The 22,267-nt window shown below is 31.8% G+C and carries 27 protein-coding genes; 9 read left to right on the top strand and 18 right to left on the bottom strand.

Features of this window, described 5'->3' with window-relative positions:
- Positions 1-247: 247 nt before the first annotated feature.
- From ACSSV5_RS07320 to rpmB, 3 genes are read right to left on the bottom strand one after another with little or no spacing between them, the layout of a single operon-like run.
- Positions 248-397 carry a DUF4295 domain-containing protein gene (locus tag ACSSV5_RS07320; RefSeq protein WP_211066512.1) on the bottom strand — a complete coding sequence of 50 codons (150 nt, stop codon included), beginning with the start codon at positions 395-397 and terminating at the stop codon, positions 248-250.
- A gap of 7 nt (positions 398-404) precedes the next feature.
- Entirely contained in the window at positions 405-587 is a 183-nt protein-coding gene (gene rpmG, locus ACSSV5_RS07325; protein ID WP_454245371.1) for a 50S ribosomal protein L33, read from the bottom strand.
- Positions 588-598: 11 nt separating this feature from the next.
- Positions 599-838, bottom strand: coding sequence for a 50S ribosomal protein L28 (rpmB, locus tag ACSSV5_RS07330; protein ID WP_125087986.1), 240 nt, complete (start codon positions 836-838; stop codon positions 599-601).
- A gap of 179 nt (positions 839-1,017) precedes the next feature.
- On the opposite strand from rpmB, the gene queA reads away from it, so the two are divergent.
- From queA to ACSSV5_RS07355, 5 genes are all read left to right on the top strand, one after another.
- Positions 1,018-2,067 carry a tRNA preQ1(34) S-adenosylmethionine ribosyltransferase-isomerase QueA gene (queA, locus tag ACSSV5_RS07335; RefSeq protein WP_454245401.1) on the top strand — a complete coding sequence of 350 codons (1,050 nt, stop codon included), beginning with the start codon at positions 1,018-1,020 and terminating at the stop codon, positions 2,065-2,067.
- Positions 2,068-2,562: 495 nt separating this feature from the next.
- Positions 2,563-3,066: a hypothetical protein gene (locus ACSSV5_RS07340; protein WP_454245372.1), complete on the top strand. Its 504-nt coding sequence runs from the start codon at positions 2,563-2,565 to the stop codon at positions 3,064-3,066.
- A complete protein-coding gene (locus tag ACSSV5_RS07345; RefSeq protein ID WP_211066515.1) occupies positions 3,054-3,782 on the top strand; it encodes an NRDE family protein in 729 nt (242 codons plus the stop codon). The genes ACSSV5_RS07340 and ACSSV5_RS07345 overlap by 13 nt, the downstream gene beginning before the upstream one ends.
- A complete protein-coding gene (locus ACSSV5_RS07350; RefSeq protein WP_454245373.1) occupies positions 3,767-4,426 on the top strand; it encodes a hypothetical protein in 660 nt (219 codons plus the stop codon). Before ACSSV5_RS07345 ends, ACSSV5_RS07350 begins: the two co-directional genes overlap by 16 nt.
- Positions 4,405-4,719 (top strand): DUF6695 family protein, encoded by a 315-nt coding sequence (locus tag ACSSV5_RS07355; protein WP_211066517.1) that lies wholly within the window; start codon positions 4,405-4,407, stop codon positions 4,717-4,719. Before ACSSV5_RS07350 ends, ACSSV5_RS07355 begins: the two co-directional genes overlap by 22 nt.
- 23 nt (positions 4,720-4,742) lie before the next feature.
- On the opposite strand, the gene ACSSV5_RS07360 is transcribed toward ACSSV5_RS07355, so the two are convergent.
- The 5 genes from ACSSV5_RS07360 to gyrB all read right to left on the bottom strand — a co-directional run bounded on the left by ACSSV5_RS07360 (position 4,743) and on the right by gyrB (position 11,609).
- Entirely contained in the window at positions 4,743-5,360 is a 618-nt protein-coding gene (locus ACSSV5_RS07360) for an L-threonylcarbamoyladenylate synthase (RefSeq protein ID WP_211066518.1), read from the bottom strand.
- Positions 5,361-5,366: 6 nt separating this feature from the next.
- Positions 5,367-7,421 (bottom strand): HD family phosphohydrolase, encoded by a 2,055-nt coding sequence (locus tag ACSSV5_RS07365; RefSeq protein WP_454245374.1) that lies wholly within the window; start codon positions 7,419-7,421, stop codon positions 5,367-5,369.
- Positions 7,422-7,616: 195 nt separating this feature from the next.
- The gene (locus ACSSV5_RS07370) at positions 7,617-8,537 is read right to left on the bottom strand and encodes a malate dehydrogenase (protein WP_454245375.1); all 921 of its coding nucleotides are present in this window, start codon (positions 8,535-8,537) and stop codon (positions 7,617-7,619) included.
- 19 nt (positions 8,538-8,556) lie between these two features.
- Entirely contained in the window at positions 8,557-9,576 is a 1,020-nt protein-coding gene (locus ACSSV5_RS07375; protein ID WP_454245376.1) for a DUF6588 family protein, read from the bottom strand.
- A 92-nt stretch (positions 9,577-9,668) separates the two neighbouring features.
- Positions 9,669-11,609 carry a DNA topoisomerase (ATP-hydrolyzing) subunit B gene (gene gyrB, locus ACSSV5_RS07380; protein WP_454245377.1) on the bottom strand — a complete coding sequence of 647 codons (1,941 nt, stop codon included), beginning with the start codon at positions 11,607-11,609 and terminating at the stop codon, positions 9,669-9,671.
- A gap of 175 nt (positions 11,610-11,784) precedes the next feature.
- On the opposite strand from gyrB, the gene ACSSV5_RS07385 reads away from it, so the two are divergent.
- On the top strand, positions 11,785-12,312 hold the full coding sequence (locus ACSSV5_RS07385) for a DUF2911 domain-containing protein (protein WP_454245378.1): 528 nt from the start codon (positions 11,785-11,787) through the stop codon (positions 12,310-12,312).
- Between the two features lie 79 nt (positions 12,313-12,391).
- Here the strand turns inward: ACSSV5_RS07385 and ACSSV5_RS07390 are convergent, their stop codons facing one another.
- From ACSSV5_RS07390 to ACSSV5_RS07435, 10 genes are all read right to left on the bottom strand, one after another.
- The gene (locus ACSSV5_RS07390; protein ID WP_454245379.1) at positions 12,392-13,303 is read right to left on the bottom strand and encodes a bifunctional metallophosphatase/5'-nucleotidase; all 912 of its coding nucleotides are present in this window, start codon (positions 13,301-13,303) and stop codon (positions 12,392-12,394) included.
- 2 nt (positions 13,304-13,305) lie between these two features.
- Positions 13,306-14,067, bottom strand: coding sequence for a 5'-nucleotidase C-terminal domain-containing protein (locus tag ACSSV5_RS07395; protein ID WP_454245380.1), 762 nt, complete (start codon positions 14,065-14,067; stop codon positions 13,306-13,308).
- A 4-nt stretch (positions 14,068-14,071) separates the two neighbouring features.
- Positions 14,072-14,713 carry a protein-L-isoaspartate(D-aspartate) O-methyltransferase gene (locus ACSSV5_RS07400; RefSeq protein WP_211066524.1) on the bottom strand — a complete coding sequence of 214 codons (642 nt, stop codon included), beginning with the start codon at positions 14,711-14,713 and terminating at the stop codon, positions 14,072-14,074.
- A 136-nt stretch (positions 14,714-14,849) separates the two neighbouring features.
- Entirely contained in the window at positions 14,850-15,995 is a 1,146-nt protein-coding gene (locus ACSSV5_RS07405) for a DUF6997 domain-containing protein (protein ID WP_454245381.1), read from the bottom strand.
- Between the two features lie 81 nt (positions 15,996-16,076).
- Positions 16,077-16,382 (bottom strand): hypothetical protein, encoded by a 306-nt coding sequence (locus tag ACSSV5_RS07410; RefSeq protein WP_454245382.1) that lies wholly within the window; start codon positions 16,380-16,382, stop codon positions 16,077-16,079.
- On the bottom strand, positions 16,372-17,151 hold the full coding sequence (locus ACSSV5_RS07415; RefSeq protein WP_454245383.1) for a DpnI domain-containing protein: 780 nt from the start codon (positions 17,149-17,151) through the stop codon (positions 16,372-16,374). The genes ACSSV5_RS07410 and ACSSV5_RS07415 overlap by 11 nt, the downstream gene beginning before the upstream one ends.
- A complete protein-coding gene (locus ACSSV5_RS07420; protein WP_454245384.1) occupies positions 17,151-17,828 on the bottom strand; it encodes a DNA adenine methylase in 678 nt (225 codons plus the stop codon). Before ACSSV5_RS07420 ends, ACSSV5_RS07415 begins: the two co-directional genes overlap by 1 nt.
- Positions 17,829-18,014: 186 nt before the next feature.
- Positions 18,015-18,236 carry a hypothetical protein gene (locus ACSSV5_RS07425; RefSeq protein WP_454245385.1) on the bottom strand — a complete coding sequence of 74 codons (222 nt, stop codon included), beginning with the start codon at positions 18,234-18,236 and terminating at the stop codon, positions 18,015-18,017.
- Position 18,237: 1 nt separating this feature from the next.
- Entirely contained in the window at positions 18,238-18,576 is a 339-nt protein-coding gene (locus ACSSV5_RS07430) for a DNA cytosine methyltransferase (RefSeq protein ID WP_454245386.1), read from the bottom strand.
- A complete protein-coding gene (locus ACSSV5_RS07435; protein ID WP_454245387.1) occupies positions 18,566-18,874 on the bottom strand; it encodes a helix-turn-helix domain-containing protein in 309 nt (102 codons plus the stop codon). Before ACSSV5_RS07435 ends, ACSSV5_RS07430 begins: the two co-directional genes overlap by 11 nt.
- Before the next feature lie 269 nt (positions 18,875-19,143).
- On the opposite strand from ACSSV5_RS07435, the gene ACSSV5_RS07440 reads away from it, so the two are divergent.
- The 3 genes from ACSSV5_RS07440 to ACSSV5_RS07450 are packed head-to-tail and all read left to right on the top strand — an operon-like array spanning position 19,144 to position 22,247.
- Positions 19,144-20,103, top strand: coding sequence for a Gfo/Idh/MocA family oxidoreductase (locus tag ACSSV5_RS07440; RefSeq protein ID WP_211066863.1), 960 nt, complete (start codon positions 19,144-19,146; stop codon positions 20,101-20,103).
- Positions 20,104-20,114: 11 nt separating this feature from the next.
- Complete coding sequence (locus ACSSV5_RS07445; protein WP_454245388.1) at positions 20,115-21,005, top strand: 3-hydroxyacyl-CoA dehydrogenase family protein; 891 nt, start codon at positions 20,115-20,117, stop codon at positions 21,003-21,005.
- 3 nt (positions 21,006-21,008) lie between these two features.
- Positions 21,009-22,247: a DUF1015 domain-containing protein gene (locus ACSSV5_RS07450; RefSeq protein ID WP_454245389.1), complete on the top strand. Its 1,239-nt coding sequence runs from the start codon at positions 21,009-21,011 to the stop codon at positions 22,245-22,247.
- Positions 22,248-22,267: the final 20 nt, after the last annotated feature.

Consider the following 22,267-nt stretch of genomic DNA (forward strand, 5'->3'; position numbering starts at 1 on the left):
GTGGGTTTTGAGCAAAATCAAAAATTAAGGCGTGTTATTTCGCGAGCAATTTATATTGTTTATAATATGAAAAACAAAAATAGCTCGCTTGAGTTTGTACTGAATTGAAAAGTAAAAGCTTTGTTTTCTCGCACTACTCATAACCCAAACGGAAATTCGTACTGAATGTTTCGGGGTTAATACCAATTATAGAAAACAAAAAAAGCCGTTAACAAAGTAACGGCTTTAGAAAATATGTAAGAGTTTTTTATTTTTTTAAAAAATCATTGACATCCTCGGGTGCCATAATTTGTTCTACAAAAGTATAAGCACCAGTCTTTTCAGACTTTACCATTTTTACTGCTTTTGTAAGTCTCTTGCTTCCAGTTTGAATACTTGCTACTGATTTCTTAGCCATAACTTATTTATTTAATTTCTTTGTGAACGGTCATTTTTCTCAAGATAGGATTGTATTTTTTTAATTCAATTCTATCAGGTGTATTACGCTTGTTCTTAGTTGTAATATATCTTGACATTCCAGGTTTTCCTGAATTTTTATGTTCGGTGCATTCTAAAATGACTTGAACTCTATTGCCTCTTTTTGCCATCGTTCTTTAGTTTATTTTTTTAAAAATCCTTTTTGTCTTGCTTCTTTTAAAACCGCAGAGATTCCTTTTTTATTGATATTTTTCAAAGCTGATGTAGATACTTTTAAAGTGATCCATTTATCTTCTTCAGGAATATAAAAACGCTTTTTAATGAGATTTACATTAAATTTACGCTTTCTTCTATTTAAAGCATGAGACACATGATTTCCTGTCATTGCTCTCTTACCGGTAAGCTCACAAACTCTAGACATGATTTTCTTATTTTTTAAAACGGTTGCAAAATTAAGACCTTTTAAAACAATTTACAAACCTTTTGAAATATATTTTATGCTTTTTTACACAATTTCTTAAAATTAAAAGCTAAAACACTTGACAACGGTATAGCGATAAGGTTATATTTGCAACTTTTAAAAACCACTTCGCTATGGGTATGAAATTATCTCAATTTGACTTTGAACTTCCTAAAGAACTTTTGGCTGAACATCCTGCTGATCACAGAGATGAATCACGATTAATGGTGGTTCACCGTGATACAGAAAAAATTGAACACAAAGTTTTTAAAGATCTTATCAACTATTTTGATGAAAAAGATGTGCTGATTTTTAACAACACTAAAGTATTTCCTGCACGTTTGTTTGGAAACAAAGAAAAAACGGGTGCCAGAATTGAAGTTTTTCTTTTAAGAGAACTCAATCCTGAAACGCGTCTTTGGGATGTTTTGGTTGACCCTGCTAGAAAAATAAGAATTGGTAATAAGCTATATTTTGGCGATGACGATAGTTTAGTTGCAGAAGTCATTGACAATACCACATCGAGAGGTCGAACTTTGAGATTTTTATTTGACGGTTCGTATGAAGAATTTAGAAAAAAACTATACGAATTAGGTGAAACCCCAATTCCAAAATACATCAGTCGTCCAGTTGAACCTGAAGACGAAGAGCGTTACCAAACCATTTACGCCAAAGAAGAAGGTGCTGTGGCTGCTCCTACTGCTGGGCTTCACTTTTCTAAACACTTAATGAAGCGTTTAGAAATTAAAGGTATTGATTTTGCCGAAGTTACTTTACATATTGGATTAGGCACATTTAATCCTGTTGAAGTTGAAGATTTGTCCAAACATAAAATGGATAGCGAGCAGGTGAAAATTGATAAAAAAGCCACTAAAATTGTCAACAATGCCAAAGCAGAAAAACGCAGAATATGTGCTGTAGGTACAACGGTGATGAGAACCATAGAAAGTGCTGTCAATTCGGATAATACTTTAAATGATTTTGAAGGTTGGACCAACAAATATATATTCCCGCCATATGATTTCAGAATTGCCAACAGTATGATCACCAACTTTCACATGCCAAAATCTACATTATTGATGATGGTATCTGCATTTATGGGGCACGAATTGATGGAAAAAGCCTACAAAGAAGCTATAAAAGAAAAATATAGATTTTACTCCTACGGAGATGCGATGTTGATATTGTAAGTAGAGTTGTTTATTGTATTTTTAACCCAATCACGATTTAGTTATTGTAATCATTTCACAATATTGAATGGCAATTTATGATTTTTTATAACACAATAACGTCATAAAGAAAACAGTTGATTAAACTGAGGGTTTTAAAAATTTATCAATTATATTACAGATTTTAAATCTTAAATCTAAATCATAAAAGCACATTATAACCTTATACTTTCTAATAGTATTTGTGATTTACTTACAAGATACACAAAAAAATCTCAAGATTTTGATTAAAAAACATGGGCAAAAAATTGAAACTTATGACAGTTGATTTTTCTGCAACATTCTTATATCACTTCAAAATATCAAGTATCTAAAGTAATACGTTAAAATTTTTAATTACAGAACGTAAAGATATAGCCTATGTAACGACATAGATTAAAAATTGCAACTTCGGTTAAAGTTTTGACCTTTAAAATCAAAAGATTATTTATATTTTTGTTAAAAGATAATTAAATTATGATATCACACTGTAAAAACAATTTACTTCAAATTAAAAATTTAACCATTAAAATAGATAAAGAAAATTACAAAAAACCCTGTGCTGTTTTATTTCAATCAACAATTGGGCAGCACATCAGACATGCTTTGGAGTTTTACTTGTGTTTATTGGAAGGACTTGATAGCCATATTGTAAATTATGATGAACGCAAACGTCAATACACTATTGAGAACTGTCCAAATATGGCTGCAGAAGTTATAGAAACTATCATATCAAAACTTAATACCATTAATCAAAATCAATTTTTAGAAATTAAAGCCAACTACACATCCGATTATGATATTGAAATCTGTATGAAATCATCTTTGTATAGAGAATTAGGTGTTTGTCTTGAACACAGTATTCATCATCAAGCCATAGTAAAATCTGGTTTAAAAGAATTAGATTGCTTAAACTTAGTGAACCATAATTTTGGAGTTGCTCCATCAACTATAAGAAACCAAAAAAAATGTGCACAGTAAGCTACATCACTCATAACCAAGGTTTTAATTTAACATCAAATCGAGATGAATTAGTCTCTAGACCTACTAAACCACCAAAGATATATGAGGAGTTTAATCAACAACTGGTTTACCCTAAGGATGAATTGGCGGGCGGAACTTGGATAGCAATTTCAAACCAGAATATTACTGTTTGTTTGCTCAATGGTGCTTTTAAAAAACACAAAAGAAAACCACCTTATGCCAGAAGTCGTGGTCAAGTGTTAAAGCAACGGTTTGATTATCAAACAAATCGCGATTTTGTTGACAACCTAAACTTAAAAAATATTGAACCTTTCACGCTTTTGCTTATCGATCATAAAGACAAGATTGATTTTGCAGAATTGGTTTGGGATGGCACTCAAAAACACTATAAATCAATAGACCCGTCAAAAAATCACATTTGGGCATCTGCTACTCTTTATAGCGAAGACCAAAGACAAAGCCGAAAAAAGTGGTTTCAACACTTTTTAAATCAACATCACAACATCACACCAAATGATATCCTAAATTTTCACACAGGAAGCTATACAGATGATAAAAAAAATGATATGCTGATGCAAAGAAATAAAATGTTGAAAACTATAAGTGTTTCTCAAATCAATGTTTTTTTAGATAAAGCATCATTTGTTTACAAAGATTTAGAACAAAATAAAACTCACCATCAAAACCTTGATTTGTTATGCAAAACAGTATAGCCATAGCATTGGCTTGGCCAGAAACACGATGTAAACAAACTGGAGCATGGTATGATAGACCTGCTGAGTTTTTGAGTATTAGCAAAAATAACTACTACAAAGTTGGTCATTCAGCTATTGTATTAATTAATCCTAAAAATAAAAAATGTTTATATTTTGATTTTGGAAGATATCACACACCATTAGGCTATGGCAGAGTGAGAGATGAGCAAACTGATTTTGATTTAAAAATAGAAACATTAGCTGAAATGAGCGATAATTTGATTTTGTCTAATTACCAAAATATCATAGATGAGATTCAACAAAATCCTTCTTCTCATGGAGATGGTCAGCTTTATGCAGCATTAACTAAAATCAATTTTGAAAATGCTTATTCCAAAGCCAAACAAATGCAAAATTGTGGAATTATCAATTATGGTCCTTTTGTAATAAACGGAACAAATTGCTCTAGGTTTGTCAGAAGTGTGTTGTTAAGTGCAGAAATATCATTATTGCTACAATTTAAAATTCGCTTCACCAGAACATTAAGCCCAACTCCAATAGGAGTTGTAAATAATCTAAACCAACAACGTAAAGCAAATTTCAGAAAAAGATATTTTAGTGTTGAAAAAAGCGTGAAAGAATGCGAAATTATAACTTCATAAATAAAACTTTACCAGAACCACAACGCCCTGATTTTTTATCTATTCATGCTCAATGGTTGGCTGGAGAAGGTGCAGGTTCATGGTTTTTGTTAGAAAAAACAAGTGATAATACAATCTATGAAGTTACACGCTTTAGTCCAAAAGGAAAAATAGAATGCGAAGGTTTTTTTAGATTAGAAAATAAGACTAAAGCTTTAAACATAACTAAACCATATCAATTTGTTCATTTAAGTCACTGTGCAATAGTTCATATCAAACAAGATAAAAATATCTTTAAACTGGTAAGGATTTAATTACTTAGTTTATTAAAAAACATTTAAATTTCAATAGACCCTTTTCCTTCTCTAATCAGTATTGGTTCATCTGTTGTTAAATCTATAACAGTAGAAGCAATATTATCTCCATATCCACCATCTACTACAATATCGACCAGTTTATCCCATTTTTCTAAGATTAAACTTGGGTCTGTAGTATATTCAATAACTTCATCATCGTCTTTGATAGATGTTGAAATAATGGGGTTGCCAAGTGTTTCAACTATACTTAATGTAATTCTGTTATCTGGTATTCTTATGCCAACGGTCTTTTTATTCTTAAAAAATTTAGGGAGATTATTGTTTCCTGGTAAGATAAAAGTATATGGTCCAGGTAAATTTCTTTTTAAAATTTTGAAAGTATTAGAATCTATTTGAGCTACATACTCAGAAAGATTGCTTAAGCTTTCGCAAACAAAAGATAGATTAGCCTTTTCAAGTTTTATATTTTTGATTTGTGCGATTTTTTGGAGTGCTTTTTTACTTTTGATACTACATCCTAAACCGTAAACTGTATCTGTTGGATAAATTATTAAACCATCGTTTTTTAAAACCTCTACTATTTCTCTTAGATGTTTTTCTGATGGATTTTCTTCATATATTTTTATAAGTTTAGCCATTGTTTTTTATTCTGGATATTCCACTCTTAGGTGATATATGTTTTTTAATTTTATTTTAAGTATTTTCTTAACCTGTTCAATTTCTTTAAACGTAATATTAGCGTTTAAAAATTGTTTTTCATTAACTTGATAGTCAATTATTTTTTCAACAAAATTATTAATTATTTTGGTATTGGGTTCTTTAAGGCTTCTACTGGCTGCTTCAACACTATCACACATCATCAAAATAGCTGTTTCTTTATTAAATGGTTTAGGTCCTGGATATCTAAATTCTGAATCATCTTCTACTGTTTCATCGCTGATTGCTTCTTGTTTTTTAAAAAAATAATACACCAATGTTGTGCCGTGATGTGTTCTAATAAAATCAATAATCCTATCAGGTAATTTGTGTTTTTTGGCAATTTCTATTCCAAAAGCTCTGTGGTTAATGATAATTGATGCACTTTCTTTAGGGTCTAAATCATCATGGGCAGATACCGAAGTTTTTTGGTTTTCGCTAAAATATGTGGGCTGTTTCATTTTGCCTATATCGTGATACAAAGCTCCAACTCTTACCAGTAGTGCATTTGCTCCAATCTCGTTTGCTGAAGCTTCTGCTAAATTTGCAACATTTAAAGAATGATGAAAAGTTCCTGGTGCATGTTCTGCAAGTTGCTTAAGCAGTTTAGAATTTGTATCTGATAACTCTAATAGAGATAAATCAGAAATTAATCCAAACACCTTTTCGTATGAATAAATCAAGGGTTGAACAAATAGTAAACCTACGCCAGCGAGTAAAAACCATATAAAGGTATTTACTTCAATTTCATAAATGCTGCCTTCTTGAATTAAATTAAAGGCCAGATACGAAAATAAATACACTAAAGTGATTTGAAAAACCGAGATAAATAGATTGGCTCTCTTGTATAGTTCTGATACGGTTAGTATAGTCACAATTCCAGCTATAATCTGCAAAAACATATATTCAAAACTATTAGGGACAATAAAACCGAGTATTAAAACAGTAATCACATGAGTAAACAAACCTAATCTCGCATCAAAAAACACTTTTAATGTCAAGGGTAAAATACAAATTGGAACTATATAAATAAAATCTCTATTAAAGTGCAATACTACTAACGATAAGCCTATGACAAATAGAATATTAAAAAATATAAAAGTTACTTTATTGTTATCTTCATAAATATCTTTGTGATACTTGTTTATGAACAGTAATAACATGAGTAAAGCTAAAGAAACGAGTAATACATATCCAACAATCACCGTGTTATATGAAGAATGATCCCAATCTTGACTTTCATATTCAGCTTTTAGAGAAACTAATTTTTGATATCTATCACTATCAACTATTTCGCCTTTACTTATAATTTTACTGCCTTTTTTAACGGTTCCTCTTGTTTCAGAGATATCATTTAAACTTCGATTTAAACTTTTTTCTGTAAGTTCTTCATTAAAAAACACATTGACTTCAATATGTTTAAAGAAAATAGATGTAATTTCATTTTTGTATATTTCAAATGGCGTTCCGTTTATTTTTTTATGGATTAAGGTTTTGAGTTCGTCTTGTTTTACTATAGCTGAAAGTAAAACTTCTTGAACTTCTGCATTTTTTTTTAAGAAGACTACTTTATCTTCCGGATAGCGATTTTCATCTATTCTCAATCCATATTTATAGATATCTTCAAATGTTGAGACAATTAATTCTTTTAATTTTTGTTTTGATATTTTAAATATAGTATCGGTGTTGAATTTCTGTTCAATTTCAGATAAAAAATCATTTTTAACTTGATTATAAATATTGACATCGTAATTGTAGTAAGGTGTGTGGTTTTTGATTATACTCTCCCGCTCTGCTTTTAATTCGTCTGCGGACTTTAGTATGGAATAATCGAAAGGAGCGTAAAGATTTTCATAAGGCCAGGGCGTGTTTTTATCAATGTCATATTTAAATTTATAGCCTTTTGGAAAAAAATATACAATTAGAAATACCGTTATAAGAACTAAAAATATCTTATATATATTGGCTTGATTACTGTATAAAAATTGCAATATTTTTTTCAAAATCTAACTTTTAAGCTAAAATAAGGGTTTTTTAAATAATACTATAATTTAAAAGTAAGAATCAAATTAAAACTAAACTGTTTTTAACTGATTTATTTTAAAGCGAATTATAGAGTGGAATCTAATCAATAATTATAAAAAAAATCCGCTACTGATTATAGCAACGGATTTAAAAATTTAAAATGCATTTATAGTTTAAAGCAAACCATTGGTTTTCTTAACGCCTTCAGCACTTTCTTGAAGTTTGGCTTTTTCAGCATCAGTAAGATCAAGTTCTACGATTTTTTCAATACCGTTTTTACCTATAATGACAGGAACACCAATACATAAATCTTTAAGTCCATATTCACCGTCAAGCAAGGTTGAACAAGGGAACAATTTCTTTTGATCGCAAGCAATGGCTTGAACAATGGCTGAAACTGCAGCACCAGGTGCATACCAAGCACTCGTGCCTAATAGTTTGGTTAAAGTAGCACCACCAACTTTGGTGTCTTCTTTCACTTGTTCAAGTCTATCTTCAGATAAAAACTCAGTAACTCTAACGCTGTTTCTTGTTGCTAAACGTGTTAATGGCAACATTCCTGTATCGCTGTGACCGCCAATTACTATACCATCAACATCAGATGCTGGACATTCTAAAGCTTCTGATAGTCGGTATTTAAACCTTGCAGAGTCTAAAGCACCTCCCATTCCGATGATTTTGTGTTTTGGCAAGTCTAAAGTTTGGTGTGCAAGATAAGTCATGGTATCCATAGGATTGCTCACAACAATTAAAGTAACATCTGGTGAATGTTTAACTAAATTGCTGGAAACATCTTTAACAATTCCCGCATTGATTCCGATAAGTTCTTCACGGGTCATACCTGGTTTACGTGGCACACCACTGGTGATTACGGCAATATCAGAATTTGCTGTTTTTGTGTAATCATTTGTAGAACCCAAAATTTTGGTATCAAATCCGTTTAAAGAAGCCGTTTGCATCAAATCCATAGCTTTGCCTTCGGCATAACCTTCTTTGATGTCTAAAATAACAACTTCTGATGCAAAATTTTTAATGGCAATGTACTCAGCACAGCTTGCACCAACTGCTCCTGCTCCAACTACTGTAATTTTCATATGATATTTATTTTAAAATTTATATTCCTAAACTTATGCCTAAACTGGCAGTATTAAATTCTTGAAACGAATAATCTGCATGTATTCTAAAAAATGCTAAACTTAATTTAAAACCCAAAGTTGCTTTTGCACCACTTACATCAGATGTAACGCTATAAGGATCGACCAAGACTTCACTATCAACCGATTCAATACCCGTGTTTAGGTTATATTGTCCTAATAAACTTGTCGTGGCATCTCCACTAACATAACCTACGCTGCCATAAAAATTTATAACGGGCAATTTGGTTGACACAATAGCAGAAAACAACCACGAATCTGCTTCAGACTCTATTCTTCTATCAACACCTGAAATAAGGTCAGAATTATCAAATTTATATTTGCCTTCAAACTTAGAATAGCCAACCAAAGCCGAAATTCTTATCGGTAAAATTTTATCAAAAGGGATTAACTCTGTCAACTCATTTTGCAAAGCAAAGCCATAAAACTGAGTATCAACATCTTCGATATTAACTTCAGGGAGATATCTCGCTTTTAACTCAAACCCTTTTACTAAACCTATACTGGCTTGAATGAAACCCGTTGGCACAAAATTGATATCTTCAGAAGATATACCTTGCGGTAAAGTAATAGGAATTTGTAATGTTTGATTGGTGTTTGGGTCTTCTACATTGACTATCATATTAATATCGGGATCATTTTCTCCCAAAGCTGTTGCAACAGATTGAGAGTTGGGTCCAGAAGCAAACGACAGATTGTTATAATCGGCAGTGTTTAGTTGAAAGGATTGGTTTTCATCATCTGTAAAAGACAAATTGCCAATGGCCGAAATTTCAAATCTTAAAAATTTTTTGCTTTTTGCCGTGTTAAACCATCCCGAACTCATACCATAAATCACAGCATCAGTTGCTGGCGAAAAATAGCTTTGACTAAATCGTTGAGCGTCTTCAACACCAGCAGCTAGAAGATTATCGATATCCTCTTGTGCTAATGACAAAAAGGTTAAAAATAAAAATAAGCTTGTGAAACATGCTTTCATAAACAGTAAATTTAATTGTTTTAAAATGTTTTGTTTTAACTTAAGGTTAATTTATTTTAAAACAACTGAATTATACTTTTTTCTAAAAATATTTAAACATCAATATTGGCATAAACGGCGTTCTTTTCTATAAATTCTCTTCTTGGTGGCACTTCATCGCCCATCAACATCGAAAAGATTCTATCAGCTTCGCTTGTATTGTCAATCGTTACTTTTCTTAAAATTCTAAACTCAGGATTCATGGTGGTATCCCAAAGTTGGTTGGCATTCATTTCACCAAGACCTTTGTAACGTTGAACACTGGCATTGGTTTTATATTCGCTTAAAATTTCATCTCGTTCTTTTTCACTCCACGCATAGCGTTTTTTGTTTCCTTTTTTGACTAAATATAATGGCGGTGTGGCAATGTAAACATGACCAGCTTCTATCAATTCTTTCATATATCTAAAGAAAAAGGTCAAAATAAGTGTAGCAATGTGGCTACCATCAACATCGGCATCACACATAATAACAATTTTGTGATATCTGAGTTTTGAAATATTAAGAGCTTTAGAATCTTCTTCAGTACCGATGGTTATACCAAGTGCTGTATAAATATTTCTTATTTCTTCATTTTCAAAAACCTTATGTTGCATAGCTTTTTCAACGTTAAGGATTTTACCTCTTAAAGGCAAAATGGCTTGAAATTTTCTATCTCGTCCTTGTTTAGCTGTACCACCTGCAGAATCACCCTCAACCAAAAACACTTCACAGTCTTCTGGGTTTTGCTCAGAACAATCTGAGAGTTTTCCTGGCAAGCCAGCACCACTCATCACTGTTTTTCGTTGTACCATTTCACGGGCTTTTTTAGCGGCGTGTCTGGCTTGAGCAGCAAGAATCACTTTTTGCACAATGGTTTTAGCATCATTGGGGTTTTCTTCCAAATAAATTTCTAACATTTCAGACACCGACTGAGACACAGCGGAAGTTACTTCACGGTTACCCAACTTGGTTTTGGTTTGACCTTCAAATTGTGGATGAGCTACTTTTACTGAAACTATAGCTGTAAGACCTTCTCTAAAGTCGTCACCAGTAATTTCAAATTTAAGTTTTTCTAACATCCCTGAAGCATCGGCATATTTCTTTAGGGTGTTAGTTAAACCTCTTCTAAAACCTGACAAATGTGTTCCACCTTCGTGAGTGTTGATATTGTTGACATAAGAATGTAGATTTTCAGCATAAGAGTTATTGTAAATCATCGCTACTTCAACCGGGATATCATTCTTCTCACCTTCCATACTGATCACGTCAGTAATTAATGGTTCTCTGGTGCCGTCTAAAAATCTTACAAATTCTTTTAATCCTTCTTCAGAATAAAAAGATTCTTTAAGAAATTCACCATTCTCATCTTTAGAACGTTTGTCGGTAATGTTGATTTTTATACCTTTATTAAGAAAAGCTAATTCTCTTAAGCGTTGAGTTAAAGTTTCAAATTTAAACTCGACACTGTCTTGAAAAATTTCAGCATCAGGCATAAAAGTTACTTTAGTTCCTTGCAAATCTGTTGTGCCAACTTGTTTTACAGGATATAGTGGTTTTCCTTTTTCGTATTCTTGTTCATATATTTTGCCATCTCTATAAACTGTAGCTCTCAATTGAGCTGAAAGAGCATTAACTACAGAAACACCAACACCGTGGAGTCCACCAGAGACTTTATAAGAATCTTTATCAAACTTTCCTCCAGCTCCAATCTTAGTCATCACGACTTCAAGGGCTGAAACGCCTTCTTTTTTATGCAGATCTACTGGAATACCTCTACCGTTATCTTCAATGCTTATCGAGCCATCTTCTTCGATAATGACAGTGATTTTGTCACAATGACCTGCCATAGCTTCATCAATAGAATTATCGACAACTTCACTGACCAAATGATGCAAACCTCTTGAGCCTACATCACCTATATACATAGATGGACGCATTCTTACATGTTCAATACCTTCTAAAGCCTGAATACTATCAGCTGAATAGTTGTTTTTTTTGATGTCTTCGTTCATAAATTTTTAATATTAGTTCATAACAGACAAATATAAGCAAACCCATTATTTACAAGACACAATCAAACAACTTTAAACAAGTATTTATCAACAAAAAGATGTTAAATATTCACAATTTAACAAGTCTTAAATATGGCAACCTTTAATTTTGAGTTATCATTGAAAAAAAACATTTATGAAAACCAAAATTTTATCACTATTTATCGTTGCACTATGTTTTAACTCACTTCAAGCTCAAAATTTTCCAAAGGTTGATATAAGCCCAATGGATGCCGTTATCGTTAGGACAGATGATGGACAATCTTTTATGAGAATCATTTACAGCAGACCTCAAAAAAAAGGAAGAGAAATTTTTGGTGGTCTTGTTCCTTATGGTGAAGTTTGGAGAACAGGTGCCAACGAAGCCACAGAAATCACTTTTTATGAAAAAGTTACTTTTGGCGGAAAACCTATTGATGCAGGGACTTATTCTTTATTTACCATTCCAAATAAAGATAAATGGACTGTAATTCTCAACAAAGAGCTTAACCAATGGGGTGCTTATCAATACGATTCTTCTAAGGATGTGACTCGAATAGAAGTTAAACCAAAATCTACAGTTGCTAATGTTGAAACATTTTCAATAACAAGTAAAAAAGTAGATAAAGGTTATCACCTTTTGCTTGGTTGGGACGATACTTATATAGAAATTCCTGTTTATTAAATTAACGTGAATTCAACTAATAAAATACCTCGATTTGTAAGAGATAAAACATGAAAAAAAGTAGAATTTTTATTAAATTTTAAACTTCAATAACCAAATCTTTCACTCCTTTTTCTTGATTGTTGCTAAAGTAAAAATCAATTCTGCCTAGGTTTAAACCTGCCCAACCTACTTGATTGACTAAGGTGATTTTTTCTGCTTGGTTGACAACTTTAGTCGGTCGGTCTAAAAATGTGTGCGTATGACCGCCGATGATTAAGTCAATATTTTTTGTGTTTTTGGCGAGTTGTATATCGCTGACTTTATCTGATTGATATTCATAACCCAAATGAGATAGACAAATTACCAAATCGCATTGATGTTCTTGTTTTAAAATTTTTACTTGGTCTTGAGCGATTTCAATGGGATTAAGATATTTTGTTTCACCATAAAGATTTTTAGACACTAAACCTTCCAATTCAATACCAAGTCCAAAAACACCTATTGAAATGCCATCCACATCGTAAATTTGATATGGTTTCACCAAAGCATTTAAAGAGGTATTTGATAAATCATAATTGGCATTAAGCAAGTCAAAATTTGCGTGTTGCAATTGTGCCGCGATATTATCAATGCCATTATCAAATTCGTGATTACCAATGGTTGAAGCCTGGTAACCCATTTTAGACATCAGTTTATATTCTAATTCTCCGCCATAAAAATTAAAATATGGCGTGCCTTGAAACGCATCACCAGCATCGAGAAGTAGCGTGTTTGGATTTTCAGATTTTATCTGCTGAACAAGACTATATCGCCGACTCACACCACCGCGGTTAGGAAATTTGCGATGCTTATTTGGAAACGGGTCAATGTGACTATGCACGTCGTTGGTGTGCAAAATCGTGATGTGTTTGTCATAAGATTTCTCCCAAATCACAGGATTGACCAAACTGCTCAATCCAACAAGACTGCCAGCTTGTATAGTTTGGCTTATAAATGTTCTTCGTTTCATATTTATCTAATTTTGACAAAACGCTGATCAGCTGTTGCAGAAATGGTATCGTGTTTTTTGAAATAATCTATAAAAAGGTTTCTCAATTTATAATCTATATCAAAAACCTGTGTTGCGTTTTTAAAAAAAATCATGTTATCGCCACCTTGCAACAAATAATCAGACGTAGCGATAAAATATGTTTCATCATCGTTGATGGGTTTTCCATTTATTTTAAAATCTACAACTTCACTATTGCTATTTAAACGCAATTGCATTTTTGAAATAGGATGGGCAACTTGGTTTTTGGCCAAATAATTCACCATTGCTTTTATTGATTTGGCATCTAATTCTGCAACCACCACCATATTTTCAAAAGGCATAATATTGTATGCCGTTCGAGTGGTTATCACACCTTGATTAATACCTGAGCGAATACCGCCATAATTCAATAAAACCCCATCAATTGAATCTTTGTGGCGGCTATTAAAAATAGGATTTGCCATTTCAAAAACCGCATCGGCCATCATATTCCCAATGGCAGTATTTAAAGGATGGTCAGACTTAAACATTGCTTTTTTCGTATAGCTCAAAGGTCGATTCATCTCTTCTTGAATTGAAGTTCTATAAGGCTTGATAAATTTTTCAAGAGATTGGTCTTGACTTAAAGTAGAATCAACAGCAATTTGTTCTCCTTCTATTTTAATGAGTTGAGGTTGATTTTGACAGGAAAATAAAATCCAAAAAAGAGATAAAAGTGAAATTTTAAATAAAAATGACTTCATAACGTTAATTTTTATTTTCTAATAAAGGTACAAACCTAAATTCGCCAAAAGTGTGTTTATCAAATTTATCTTTAGCCGTTCGCACAAGCAAAGTCATAATTTGTGGGTCTTCACCAACAGGAATAACCAATCGCCCACCTATTTTCAATTGAGCCATAAGCGGTTTAGGCACAAAAGGTGCACCAGCTGTAACGATAATTTTATCAAAAGGAGCATAATCAGGCAAACCTTTGTAACCATCACCAAAACTCAGATATTTTGGGCGATAACCCAATTTTTCTAAAAAACGCTTAGTCGATTTATAGAGTTTTTGTTGGCGTTCAATACTGTAAACTTGGGCATTGAGTTCACAAAGCACAGCGGTTTGGTAACCACTTCCTGTGCCGATTTCTAAAACTTTATCGCCCTTTTCAACTTGCATCAATTCGGTTTGAAAAGCCACGGTAAAAGGTTGCGAAATCGTTTGACTTTCAGCAATAGGAAAAGCTTTATCTTGATAAGCAAAATCTTCAAAACTGCTATCCATAAACAAATGTCTCGGAATGCGATTAATGGCGTCTAAAACACGCTCATCTTTAATTCCCTTATCTTTGAGTTTTTCAACGAGTTGTTTGCGTTTGCCCTGATGCTTAAAAGTGTCTTTCAAATGAAAAAATTAAAACGTAAAAGTAAGTAAATAGAATATTTTAAAAAACTAATTAAGCTCGATTTTTAGAAGCAAAAAAAGTTTGGTCATTTTTGCTCAGGACAGTCTCCCGCTTTCCGCTATAGTTGTTTGTCTTTTATTCTTCAATTTGGTCTAAAATCCAATTTAACCAACTCGAAATTGTTGATGAACGTCTCTTAAAGGTAGATTCAGAATTTATTTTATACAAGTTAGATTCTTTCATAATCTTTATAATTTGAATCCAACTAGGCAATTCGCCTTTTTTAAAATATAGTTTTAACACTTTATTAAATACCAAATGAGATAAAATAAGTTCAACAAACTTTAATTGTCTATTAATTAAAGATAAGCTAAATAATTCTTGACCTGATTTAGAAAGAAAATAGAAAACGTCTCCATCTTCATGCTTTTTATCAATTAGTCCTATATATCTACCCGCATTTACATAATAATCAACTTGTCTTGGGTCAATAGAATCTTTTAAACGAAAATCATAATTTTCTAATAATCCATTTTTTGAAATTTGGATTTCTGAGTTTAAAATCTCACATAAATTTATTACTCTTTCAAAAGAGTCAGCTTTTGGAAAAGGAATTGAAGGTTCTTTTACAATTTTGACTTGAATCAAAGTCTTTTGTATAAGTTCTAAATTTATTGCACCATCTCTAATTGCATATTTCTTTTCACGAATTAATTTTATGGAATTGTAATGAGTTGGGTCTTCAAAGACATATTCTTTGAAATGAAAAATTCCATTTGAATATGTTAAAAATAAAGGTCTAACTTTTTTAGATACCTTATTTTCCCATAATTTATATGGATAGAAAACTTGACGAATTAAAAAGTCCTTTGAAATTGAATTTTTAGCTTCGATTAAGTTTAAAGATTCTATGCCTTCGTAACCACCATCAATTTCGATTTGTGAATTATTTACATTAATGTTTATAAGTGATTTTTTTGAATTAATGTTAAAGTCAAATGATAATGAACTCATTCTACCACTAACAGTAGGTTTTAACTCTTCATCCTGAACAAAGTCTTCAATTATACCTGAAACGTAAGCACAATTTAATGCAGTAGATTCGCTTGTGATATTGTTGAAGTCGATACTTTCTAGATAATTAGGAAAGTCAATTTTTGTTATTTCTGCATCATTGTTTTCAAAGTCTTTAAATGTGTCAAAATCAGAAATTACATAACTGCCTTTTGAAATTGGAAGTATAGAAAAGTTATTTGTTATATTTTTTGGGCGTGCCCACAAGGGTCAGGCTATCCGTTGCAAGTCCTCGCTCGTACCTCGCTGTGGGCTTTCCACTTCTATCCTTCACGCAGTTTCTGAAAGTTAATAAACCAATTTGGTGGTATTGAAATTTCTAATAATTCTTATAAATCCTTTCTTTTGCGAGTAGTATAAATTATTAAATATTTTAACGTATTTAAAACCAGATTTTTCAGAATGCTCAAATAACTTATTTAGCCATAATAAAGCATCAATTTTTGAAGAAAATTCTTCAACAAATAAATCTTCTGTTGAATTATCAAAAGCTATCCACTTGGTTTTTTCTTTGAAAAACCCTTTTTGTTTTAGACTTCTATCAGTCAAGTTTTTGTGATAAACCTTTTTGGCTATTCTATTGTTATAAATCATTTATCTTTTTATAATTACCTCTTGATGTAAATTCAATTATTCCTTTGTCACGAAGTATTTGTAACTGTTGCCTAATTTTATCTTTAATGAAATTATTATTTGGATATTTAATTTTTAATTCACTTTCAAATTTATAAACATTTTCAAGTGAAAAATTAGTAGAATTAATTCTATCAATACAATTTAAAACATCTAATATCCAACCTCTGCTACTTAATTTTTTTGACTTCAGAAAGGTTGTTTTATTCCAATTATCGCGGACTTTATTTATTGGAACTGATTCAGAATTTTTAATTAAATATATTCTTCCATTTTGAGGTATTTTCTGCAAATTTATGTTACATCCAATCCAACCTGCTCTTTTTGCGTTTTCACTTAAAGGTTTCCGTTTGTCTATGATGTCAGGAACGAAAAAATGTTTTGGAATAATCAAAAAATTATTCACTTTCCAATCCTTGTTATTATAGGTTAGAAAGAAAAAATTAGGATTTGTATCAGAATTAACTCTTTCAATCATAGTTGAGTAAGCGCCATCTACAATTTGTTTACCAACTTTTAAACCTATTTTGCTTTTTAATTCGTATTGTTCGTTACAAGTATTACAATAAAAATCTGCAACGGGTTTATTATTTTCAAATTCAGTCAAATATTCTTCGTTACAATTTGGGCAATATCCATTGTCTTTTAACCAGTTTTCAGTTAAAACTCGTGAAATTTGAGATTTGCTTTTGTATTCTTTAATAAGAGATAAATCAAAATTTAAATTCATTAAGCAGCAGGTTTGTCAAATAAATCTCTCAACCTAACTTGCTCATACATATCAAATCCTCCTTGAACATAACCTGTAAAATTTGAACTTGCAGAAACAGGATGATAAGGTGGATCAAAATATACAAAAGCTCCTTTTTTAATTCCTTTTAAAGCTTCTTCAAAATCTCCATTTAGAATGGTAATTTTATTTGTGTTTAAATATTTACTAACAGCTCTTATTGTAGTTTCATTTACAATATTTGGATTTTTGTATCTACCGAATGGCGAATTAAATTCTCCCGAGTTATTTACACGATAAAGACCGTTATAACAAGTTTTGTTTAAATAGATTACTCGTGAAGCTTTTTTTATATTTGGTAGATTTTCAAAACTTTCTTTTCTGTCTAAAGCTCTTATCTTATAAAAATAGTCGGATTCGTTTTTGTGTGTTTTTAAGTCGGATATTAATTCTTCTGGGTTTTTTTTTATTGTTTGATAAACATTAATCAATTCTTCATTAAAGTCATTTATTACAGCTTTTTTAGGTTGAAGTTCAAATAAAACTGCTCCACCACCAACAAAAGGTTCATAATAATTTGTATAGTTTTTAGGGATCAGTTCTTTAATGGAAGGCATTAATTGTCTTTTACCACCAACCCATTTCAAAAAAGGTGCTATTAATTTATTTTTCTTCATTTTTAAGTTTAACAAAGTAACAAAAAAGTTTATATTTTAAGTTGACATACGTATTTTTTTTATGCTTCGCGGTAGATTCAGATTTTGTTTCGTCTGTTTAAATGAAAAATCTCCCTCACATGCTTTATTAACTTTAGAAGAATTAGAGAAATCATTAGAAATAGAAGAATACAATATCAAATTAATTTATGAGAGAGATTTAATCTGCCAAATATGAAAAAGTATATTTTCATAGTCATCTTTATTGCATTTATCTTCTGATAGTTTTTCTATCAAGGAATTTATTTCAGCATAACTTCTATCTTCATCTTCTATTACTTCTTCCATATGGTCGGGATAATTATTATTGAAAGTTTCTGCCCAACTTTCTAATTCATCAATTATCCAAGATTTATATATTGGTTTCATTTTATGTTGCGTTAGGGATTGAAGCAATTGTTTGAGCTCTTTTTGAGACGATAGGAACAAAAAAGCGAGTGTGGAAAACCCGATCCGCCATAAGGCGAGTAACACCCAAATCATAATCAGGGATTTCTTCCACATTTCTTTGAACAACTTCATTTATATCTTCGTTTGAATGATTTTCTTTTCCAAATCTCGCTTCATAAACTTTTGATGCGTGTTGTATTTTTGTTGAAGGTTCCCATTGATTACTCCAAACAATTTTATAATTACTTTTTTCTAGACCAAGTCTAAAACCACCTACTCCAGCGAACAATTCTACTACTTTTAATGTTTTACTTTCCATTTGCTTGAGTTTTATAATATTTGATTTTTTCTTCTGCTACTTTTAGTATTTCAGTAGTCAAATCCGTGTATTTTAGGTCATCAGCTATTTTTTCTGAATACCAATTAATCAATAATTCACTTTCTGAAAGTTCGTAAAATTTAGCAAGCCTTTTAATTTGATTCATTGTTGGTTTTCTATCATTTTTCTCAAACTTACTAATCAATGATTGATCAATATCTACTTCAGCTGCAACTTTTCGTAAAATTAATTTTTTATGCTCTCTTGCATTTTTTAAAGTCTCACCTAAAGTTTTCATTAGTCAAAAAAGTTTTAGACAATTATTGTCCAAATATACAAAAAGATTATAGATTTCAAATATTTTTTAATTAATATCAAAAGCGTTGAAGAAAAAGCTCTTTTGGTTTATTCAGCGTTGGCAAAATGAGTAGCAAAAAACTAAATGTAATTTTGTTCGGCTATAATCAGCGTAAACAGAAACCCATACTTTCTCACCTTTATCTTAAAGCTTTACAATCATCAATCAAAATTCAAAAAAGAAATGTTATTTTTGATAAAAATTTAAATATGCTTAAAATAGGTGTAGTTGGTGCAGGTCATTTGGGTAAAATTCATTTGAAATTAGCTCAAGCTTCAAAAGCTTATGACCTTGTTGGTTTTTATGATATGGATCAAAACAATGCTAAAACCATAAGTCAAGATAATGGTTATAAATTTTATGATGATTACCAAAAACTGTTAGATGATGTAGATGTGATTGATATTGTCACACCAACTCTATCCCACTTTGAAATGGCTAAACAAGCCATTGAAGCTGGCAAACATACTTTTATTGAAAAACCAATCACCAACAGCATTGAGGAAGCTGAAGCTTTGATAAAATTGCTTGACAAACACCAAGTCAAAGGTCAAGTGGGTCACGTAGAGCGGTTTAATCCAGCATTTTTAGCGAGTGCACCAAAGATAAAAAACCCAATGTTCATCGAGGCACATCGCTTGGCAGAGTTTAATCCTCGTGGCACAGACGTTCCTGTAGTTTTAGACTTGATGATTCACGATATTGATGCCATTTTAAGCGTTGTCAAATCTGATGTAAAATCCATCAACGCCAGTGGAGTTTCGGTCATCAGTGAAACGCCAGATATTGCCAATGCACGCATTCAATTTGAAAACGGTTGTGTTGCCAATCTCACCGCAAGTCGGATTTCTTTAAAAAATATGCGTAAAGCAAGATTCTTTCAAAAAGATGCCTACATTTCCGTGGACTTTTTAGAAAAAAAATCTGAAGTCGTCAAGATGAAAGATGCCCCAAAAACACCAGGCGATTTTGATATGATTTTACAAAATGCCGAAGGCGTGAAAAAGCAAATCTATTTTGACAATCCCAAGGTTGAAGAAAACAATGCTATTCTTGAAGAATTAGAAAGTTTTGCAAGAGCCATAAACAACAACAAACCTACTCAAGTTACTTTTAGACAAGCGGCAAACGCCCTAAAAGTGGCTAAATCTGTAATTGATAATTTTTAAATTTATATACTATGAAAAATATTGCCGTCATCGGTGCTGGAACAATGGGCAATGGAATTGCTCACACATTTGCACAATTTGGATACAAAGTTAGTCTAATAGACACCTCTCAAAACAACCTTGATAGAGGCATAGCAACCATTACCAAAAATTTAGATAGAATGGTTGCTAAAGACAAAATCACAGAAGCTCAAAAAAAAGAGACGTTAGACAACATCAACACTTATACTGATTTAGAAAAAGGTGCAGAATACGCAGGATTAGTTGTAGAAGCGGCCACTGAAAACGAAAAAATCAAATTAGATTTATTTAGAAATTTAGACAAAATATGTCCAGAAGACACCATTCTGGCAACTAACACCAGTTCAATTCCTATTACAAAAATTGCAGCGGTTACAAAACGCCCTGAACAAGTTATTGGTATGCACTTTATGAATCCAGTGCCAATTATGAAGTTAGTTGAAGTCATCAGAGGCTATAACACTTCAGATGAAACGACAAACACAATTCTTGAATTATCTAAAAATCTCAAAAAAACACCAACAGAAGTCAACGATTATCCTGGTTTTGTCGCTAATCGTATTTTAATGCCGATGATTAATGAAGCTATTGAAACTCTATACAACAATGTAGCTGGCGTTGAAGAAATTGATACCGTGATGAAACTCGGTATGGCTCACCCAATGGGACCACTACAATTGGCAGATTTTATTGGTCTTGACGTTTGCCATTCTATTCTTGAAGTGATGTATGAAGGTTTTAAAAAACCAAAATACGCACCTTGTCCATTATTAGTCAATATGGTAAGAGCTGGCAAATTGGGTGTAAAATCTGGCGAAGGTTTCTACGATTACAGCGAAAGTCGAAAAGCCGAGAAAGTCTCTGCTCAATTTACATCATAAAATATGCCTATTGTCAAAGCTTTTAGAGCCACACGACCTACACGAGATAAGGTCAGTTTGATAGCGTCAAGAGCTTACGAAACTTACTCTAAAAAAGAACGTGAAGCTCGACTAGATAACAATCCTTTTTCATTCTTACACATTGTCAATCCAGGTTATAAATATCAAAAAGAAGTTTCTGGTAAAAAACGTTTTAAGTTAGTTAAAAATCGATTTCAAGAATTTAAAGAAGATGGTATTTTTATTAAAGACAATCAGCCTCTTTTTTATATCCATAGAATTGTTTATCGCAACGAACAGGTTTTTACTGGTCTTGTAGCTAAAGCAAGTTGTCAAGACTATCTTAATGGTAAAATCAAAAAACACGAAGATACTATTTTAGACCGTGAAAATACATTTTCGGAATACTTAAAAACCGTAAGATTTAATGCTGACCCTGTATTGTTGACCTATCCTAAACAAGATCGTATCAACAAAATCATTGAGCGATATACTTCTGAACGTGCGGAATATGAATTTACCACAACTTCTCGAGAAACCCATTATTTATGGCTGATTGATGATGAGAATGATATCAACAACATAGAACAAGTTTTTGCTAAAATGCAAAATATTTACATTGCAGATGGCCATCATCGCTGTGCGTCATCAGCACTTTTGGCACAAAAATTAGCTCAAAACAACGACGCTCACAATGGCGATGAAGACTACAACTATTTTATGAGCTATTTGATTTCTGAAGACCAACTCGATATACACGAGTTTAATCGGTTGATTACAGATTTGAACGGATTGCACAAAGACGAATTTTTGATTAAACTTGACGAGCATTTTAAAATTGAAAATCGTGGCGAAACTTATTACAAACCTCATCAGAAACACCATTTTAGTATGTATCTTGATGGTGATTTTTATTCGCTTTACCTGAGAAAATCTGAATATCAATTTGAAAATGCTTTAGAACAATTAGATGCTCAAATTCTTTACAAAACGGTTTTAAAACCTATTTTGAACATAACGGATTTAAAAAATGATAGCCGTATTGATTACATCAAAGGACAAAAAGATATGGCTTATGTCAAAAGTGCTATTGATCAAAAACAATATGCCGTTGGTTTTGGTATGCTTCCACCAACAATTGAAGAAATCAAAAACATAGCCGATGAAGCTTTGGTCATGCCACCTAAAACTACTTATATTGATCCTAAATTGAGAAGCGGTATAACCATTTATGAATTTTAAGGCCGAAATTAAATTAAACT

It is taken from the genome of Psychroflexus sp. MBR-150 (assembly GCF_053628795.1).

What these genes read in the sequence shown, in the direction of transcription:
- ACSSV5_RS07320 (WP_211066512.1), bottom strand. Translation starts at nt 397, where the DNA reads ATGGCTAAGAAATCAGTAGCAAGTATTCAAACTGGAAGCAAGAGACTT.
- rpmG (WP_454245371.1), bottom strand. Translation starts at nt 587, where the DNA reads ATGGCAAAAAGAGGCAATAGAGTTCAAGTCATTTTAGAATGCACCGAA.
- rpmB (WP_125087986.1), bottom strand. Translation starts at nt 838, where the DNA reads ATGTCTAGAGTTTGTGAGCTTACCGGTAAGAGAGCAATGACAGGAAAT.
- queA (WP_454245401.1), top strand. Translation starts at nt 1,018, where the DNA reads ATGAAATTATCTCAATTTGACTTTGAACTTCCTAAAGAACTTTTGGCT.
- ACSSV5_RS07340 (WP_454245372.1), top strand. Translation starts at nt 2,563, where the DNA reads ATGATATCACACTGTAAAAACAATTTACTTCAAATTAAAAATTTAACC.
- ACSSV5_RS07345 (WP_211066515.1), top strand. Translation starts at nt 3,054, where the DNA reads ATGTGCACAGTAAGCTACATCACTCATAACCAAGGTTTTAATTTAACA.
- ACSSV5_RS07350 (WP_454245373.1), top strand. Translation starts at nt 3,767, where the DNA reads ATGCAAAACAGTATAGCCATAGCATTGGCTTGGCCAGAAACACGATGT.
- ACSSV5_RS07355 (WP_211066517.1), top strand. Translation starts at nt 4,405, where the DNA reads ATGCGAAATTATAACTTCATAAATAAAACTTTACCAGAACCACAACGC.
- ACSSV5_RS07360 (WP_211066518.1), bottom strand. Translation starts at nt 5,360, where the DNA reads ATGGCTAAACTTATAAAAATATATGAAGAAAATCCATCAGAAAAACAT.
- ACSSV5_RS07370 (WP_454245375.1), bottom strand. Translation starts at nt 8,537, where the DNA reads ATGAAAATTACAGTAGTTGGAGCAGGAGCAGTTGGTGCAAGCTGTGCT.
- ACSSV5_RS07375 (WP_454245376.1), bottom strand. Translation starts at nt 9,576, where the DNA reads ATGAAAGCATGTTTCACAAGCTTATTTTTATTTTTAACCTTTTTGTCA.
- gyrB (WP_454245377.1), bottom strand. Translation starts at nt 11,609, where the DNA reads ATGAACGAAGACATCAAAAAAAACAACTATTCAGCTGATAGTATTCAG.
- ACSSV5_RS07385 (WP_454245378.1), top strand. Translation starts at nt 11,785, where the DNA reads ATGAAAACCAAAATTTTATCACTATTTATCGTTGCACTATGTTTTAAC.
- ACSSV5_RS07390 (WP_454245379.1), bottom strand. Translation starts at nt 13,303, where the DNA reads ATGAAACGAAGAACATTTATAAGCCAAACTATACAAGCTGGCAGTCTT.
- ACSSV5_RS07395 (WP_454245380.1), bottom strand. Translation starts at nt 14,067, where the DNA reads ATGAAGTCATTTTTATTTAAAATTTCACTTTTATCTCTTTTTTGGATT.
- ACSSV5_RS07410 (WP_454245382.1), bottom strand. Translation starts at nt 16,382, where the DNA reads ATGATTTATAACAATAGAATAGCCAAAAAGGTTTATCACAAAAACTTG.
- ACSSV5_RS07415 (WP_454245383.1), bottom strand. Translation starts at nt 17,151, where the DNA reads ATGAATTTAAATTTTGATTTATCTCTTATTAAAGAATACAAAAGCAAA.
- ACSSV5_RS07420 (WP_454245384.1), bottom strand. Translation starts at nt 17,828, where the DNA reads ATGAAGAAAAATAAATTAATAGCACCTTTTTTGAAATGGGTTGGTGGT.
- ACSSV5_RS07425 (WP_454245385.1), bottom strand. Translation starts at nt 18,236, where the DNA reads ATGAAACCAATATATAAATCTTGGATAATTGATGAATTAGAAAGTTGG.
- ACSSV5_RS07430 (WP_454245386.1), bottom strand. Translation starts at nt 18,576, where the DNA reads ATGGAAAGTAAAACATTAAAAGTAGTAGAATTGTTCGCTGGAGTAGGT.
- ACSSV5_RS07435 (WP_454245387.1), bottom strand. Translation starts at nt 18,874, where the DNA reads ATGAAAACTTTAGGTGAGACTTTAAAAAATGCAAGAGAGCATAAAAAA.
- ACSSV5_RS07440 (WP_211066863.1), top strand. Translation starts at nt 19,144, where the DNA reads ATGCTTAAAATAGGTGTAGTTGGTGCAGGTCATTTGGGTAAAATTCAT.
- ACSSV5_RS07445 (WP_454245388.1), top strand. Translation starts at nt 20,115, where the DNA reads ATGAAAAATATTGCCGTCATCGGTGCTGGAACAATGGGCAATGGAATT.
- ACSSV5_RS07450 (WP_454245389.1), top strand. Translation starts at nt 21,009, where the DNA reads ATGCCTATTGTCAAAGCTTTTAGAGCCACACGACCTACACGAGATAAG.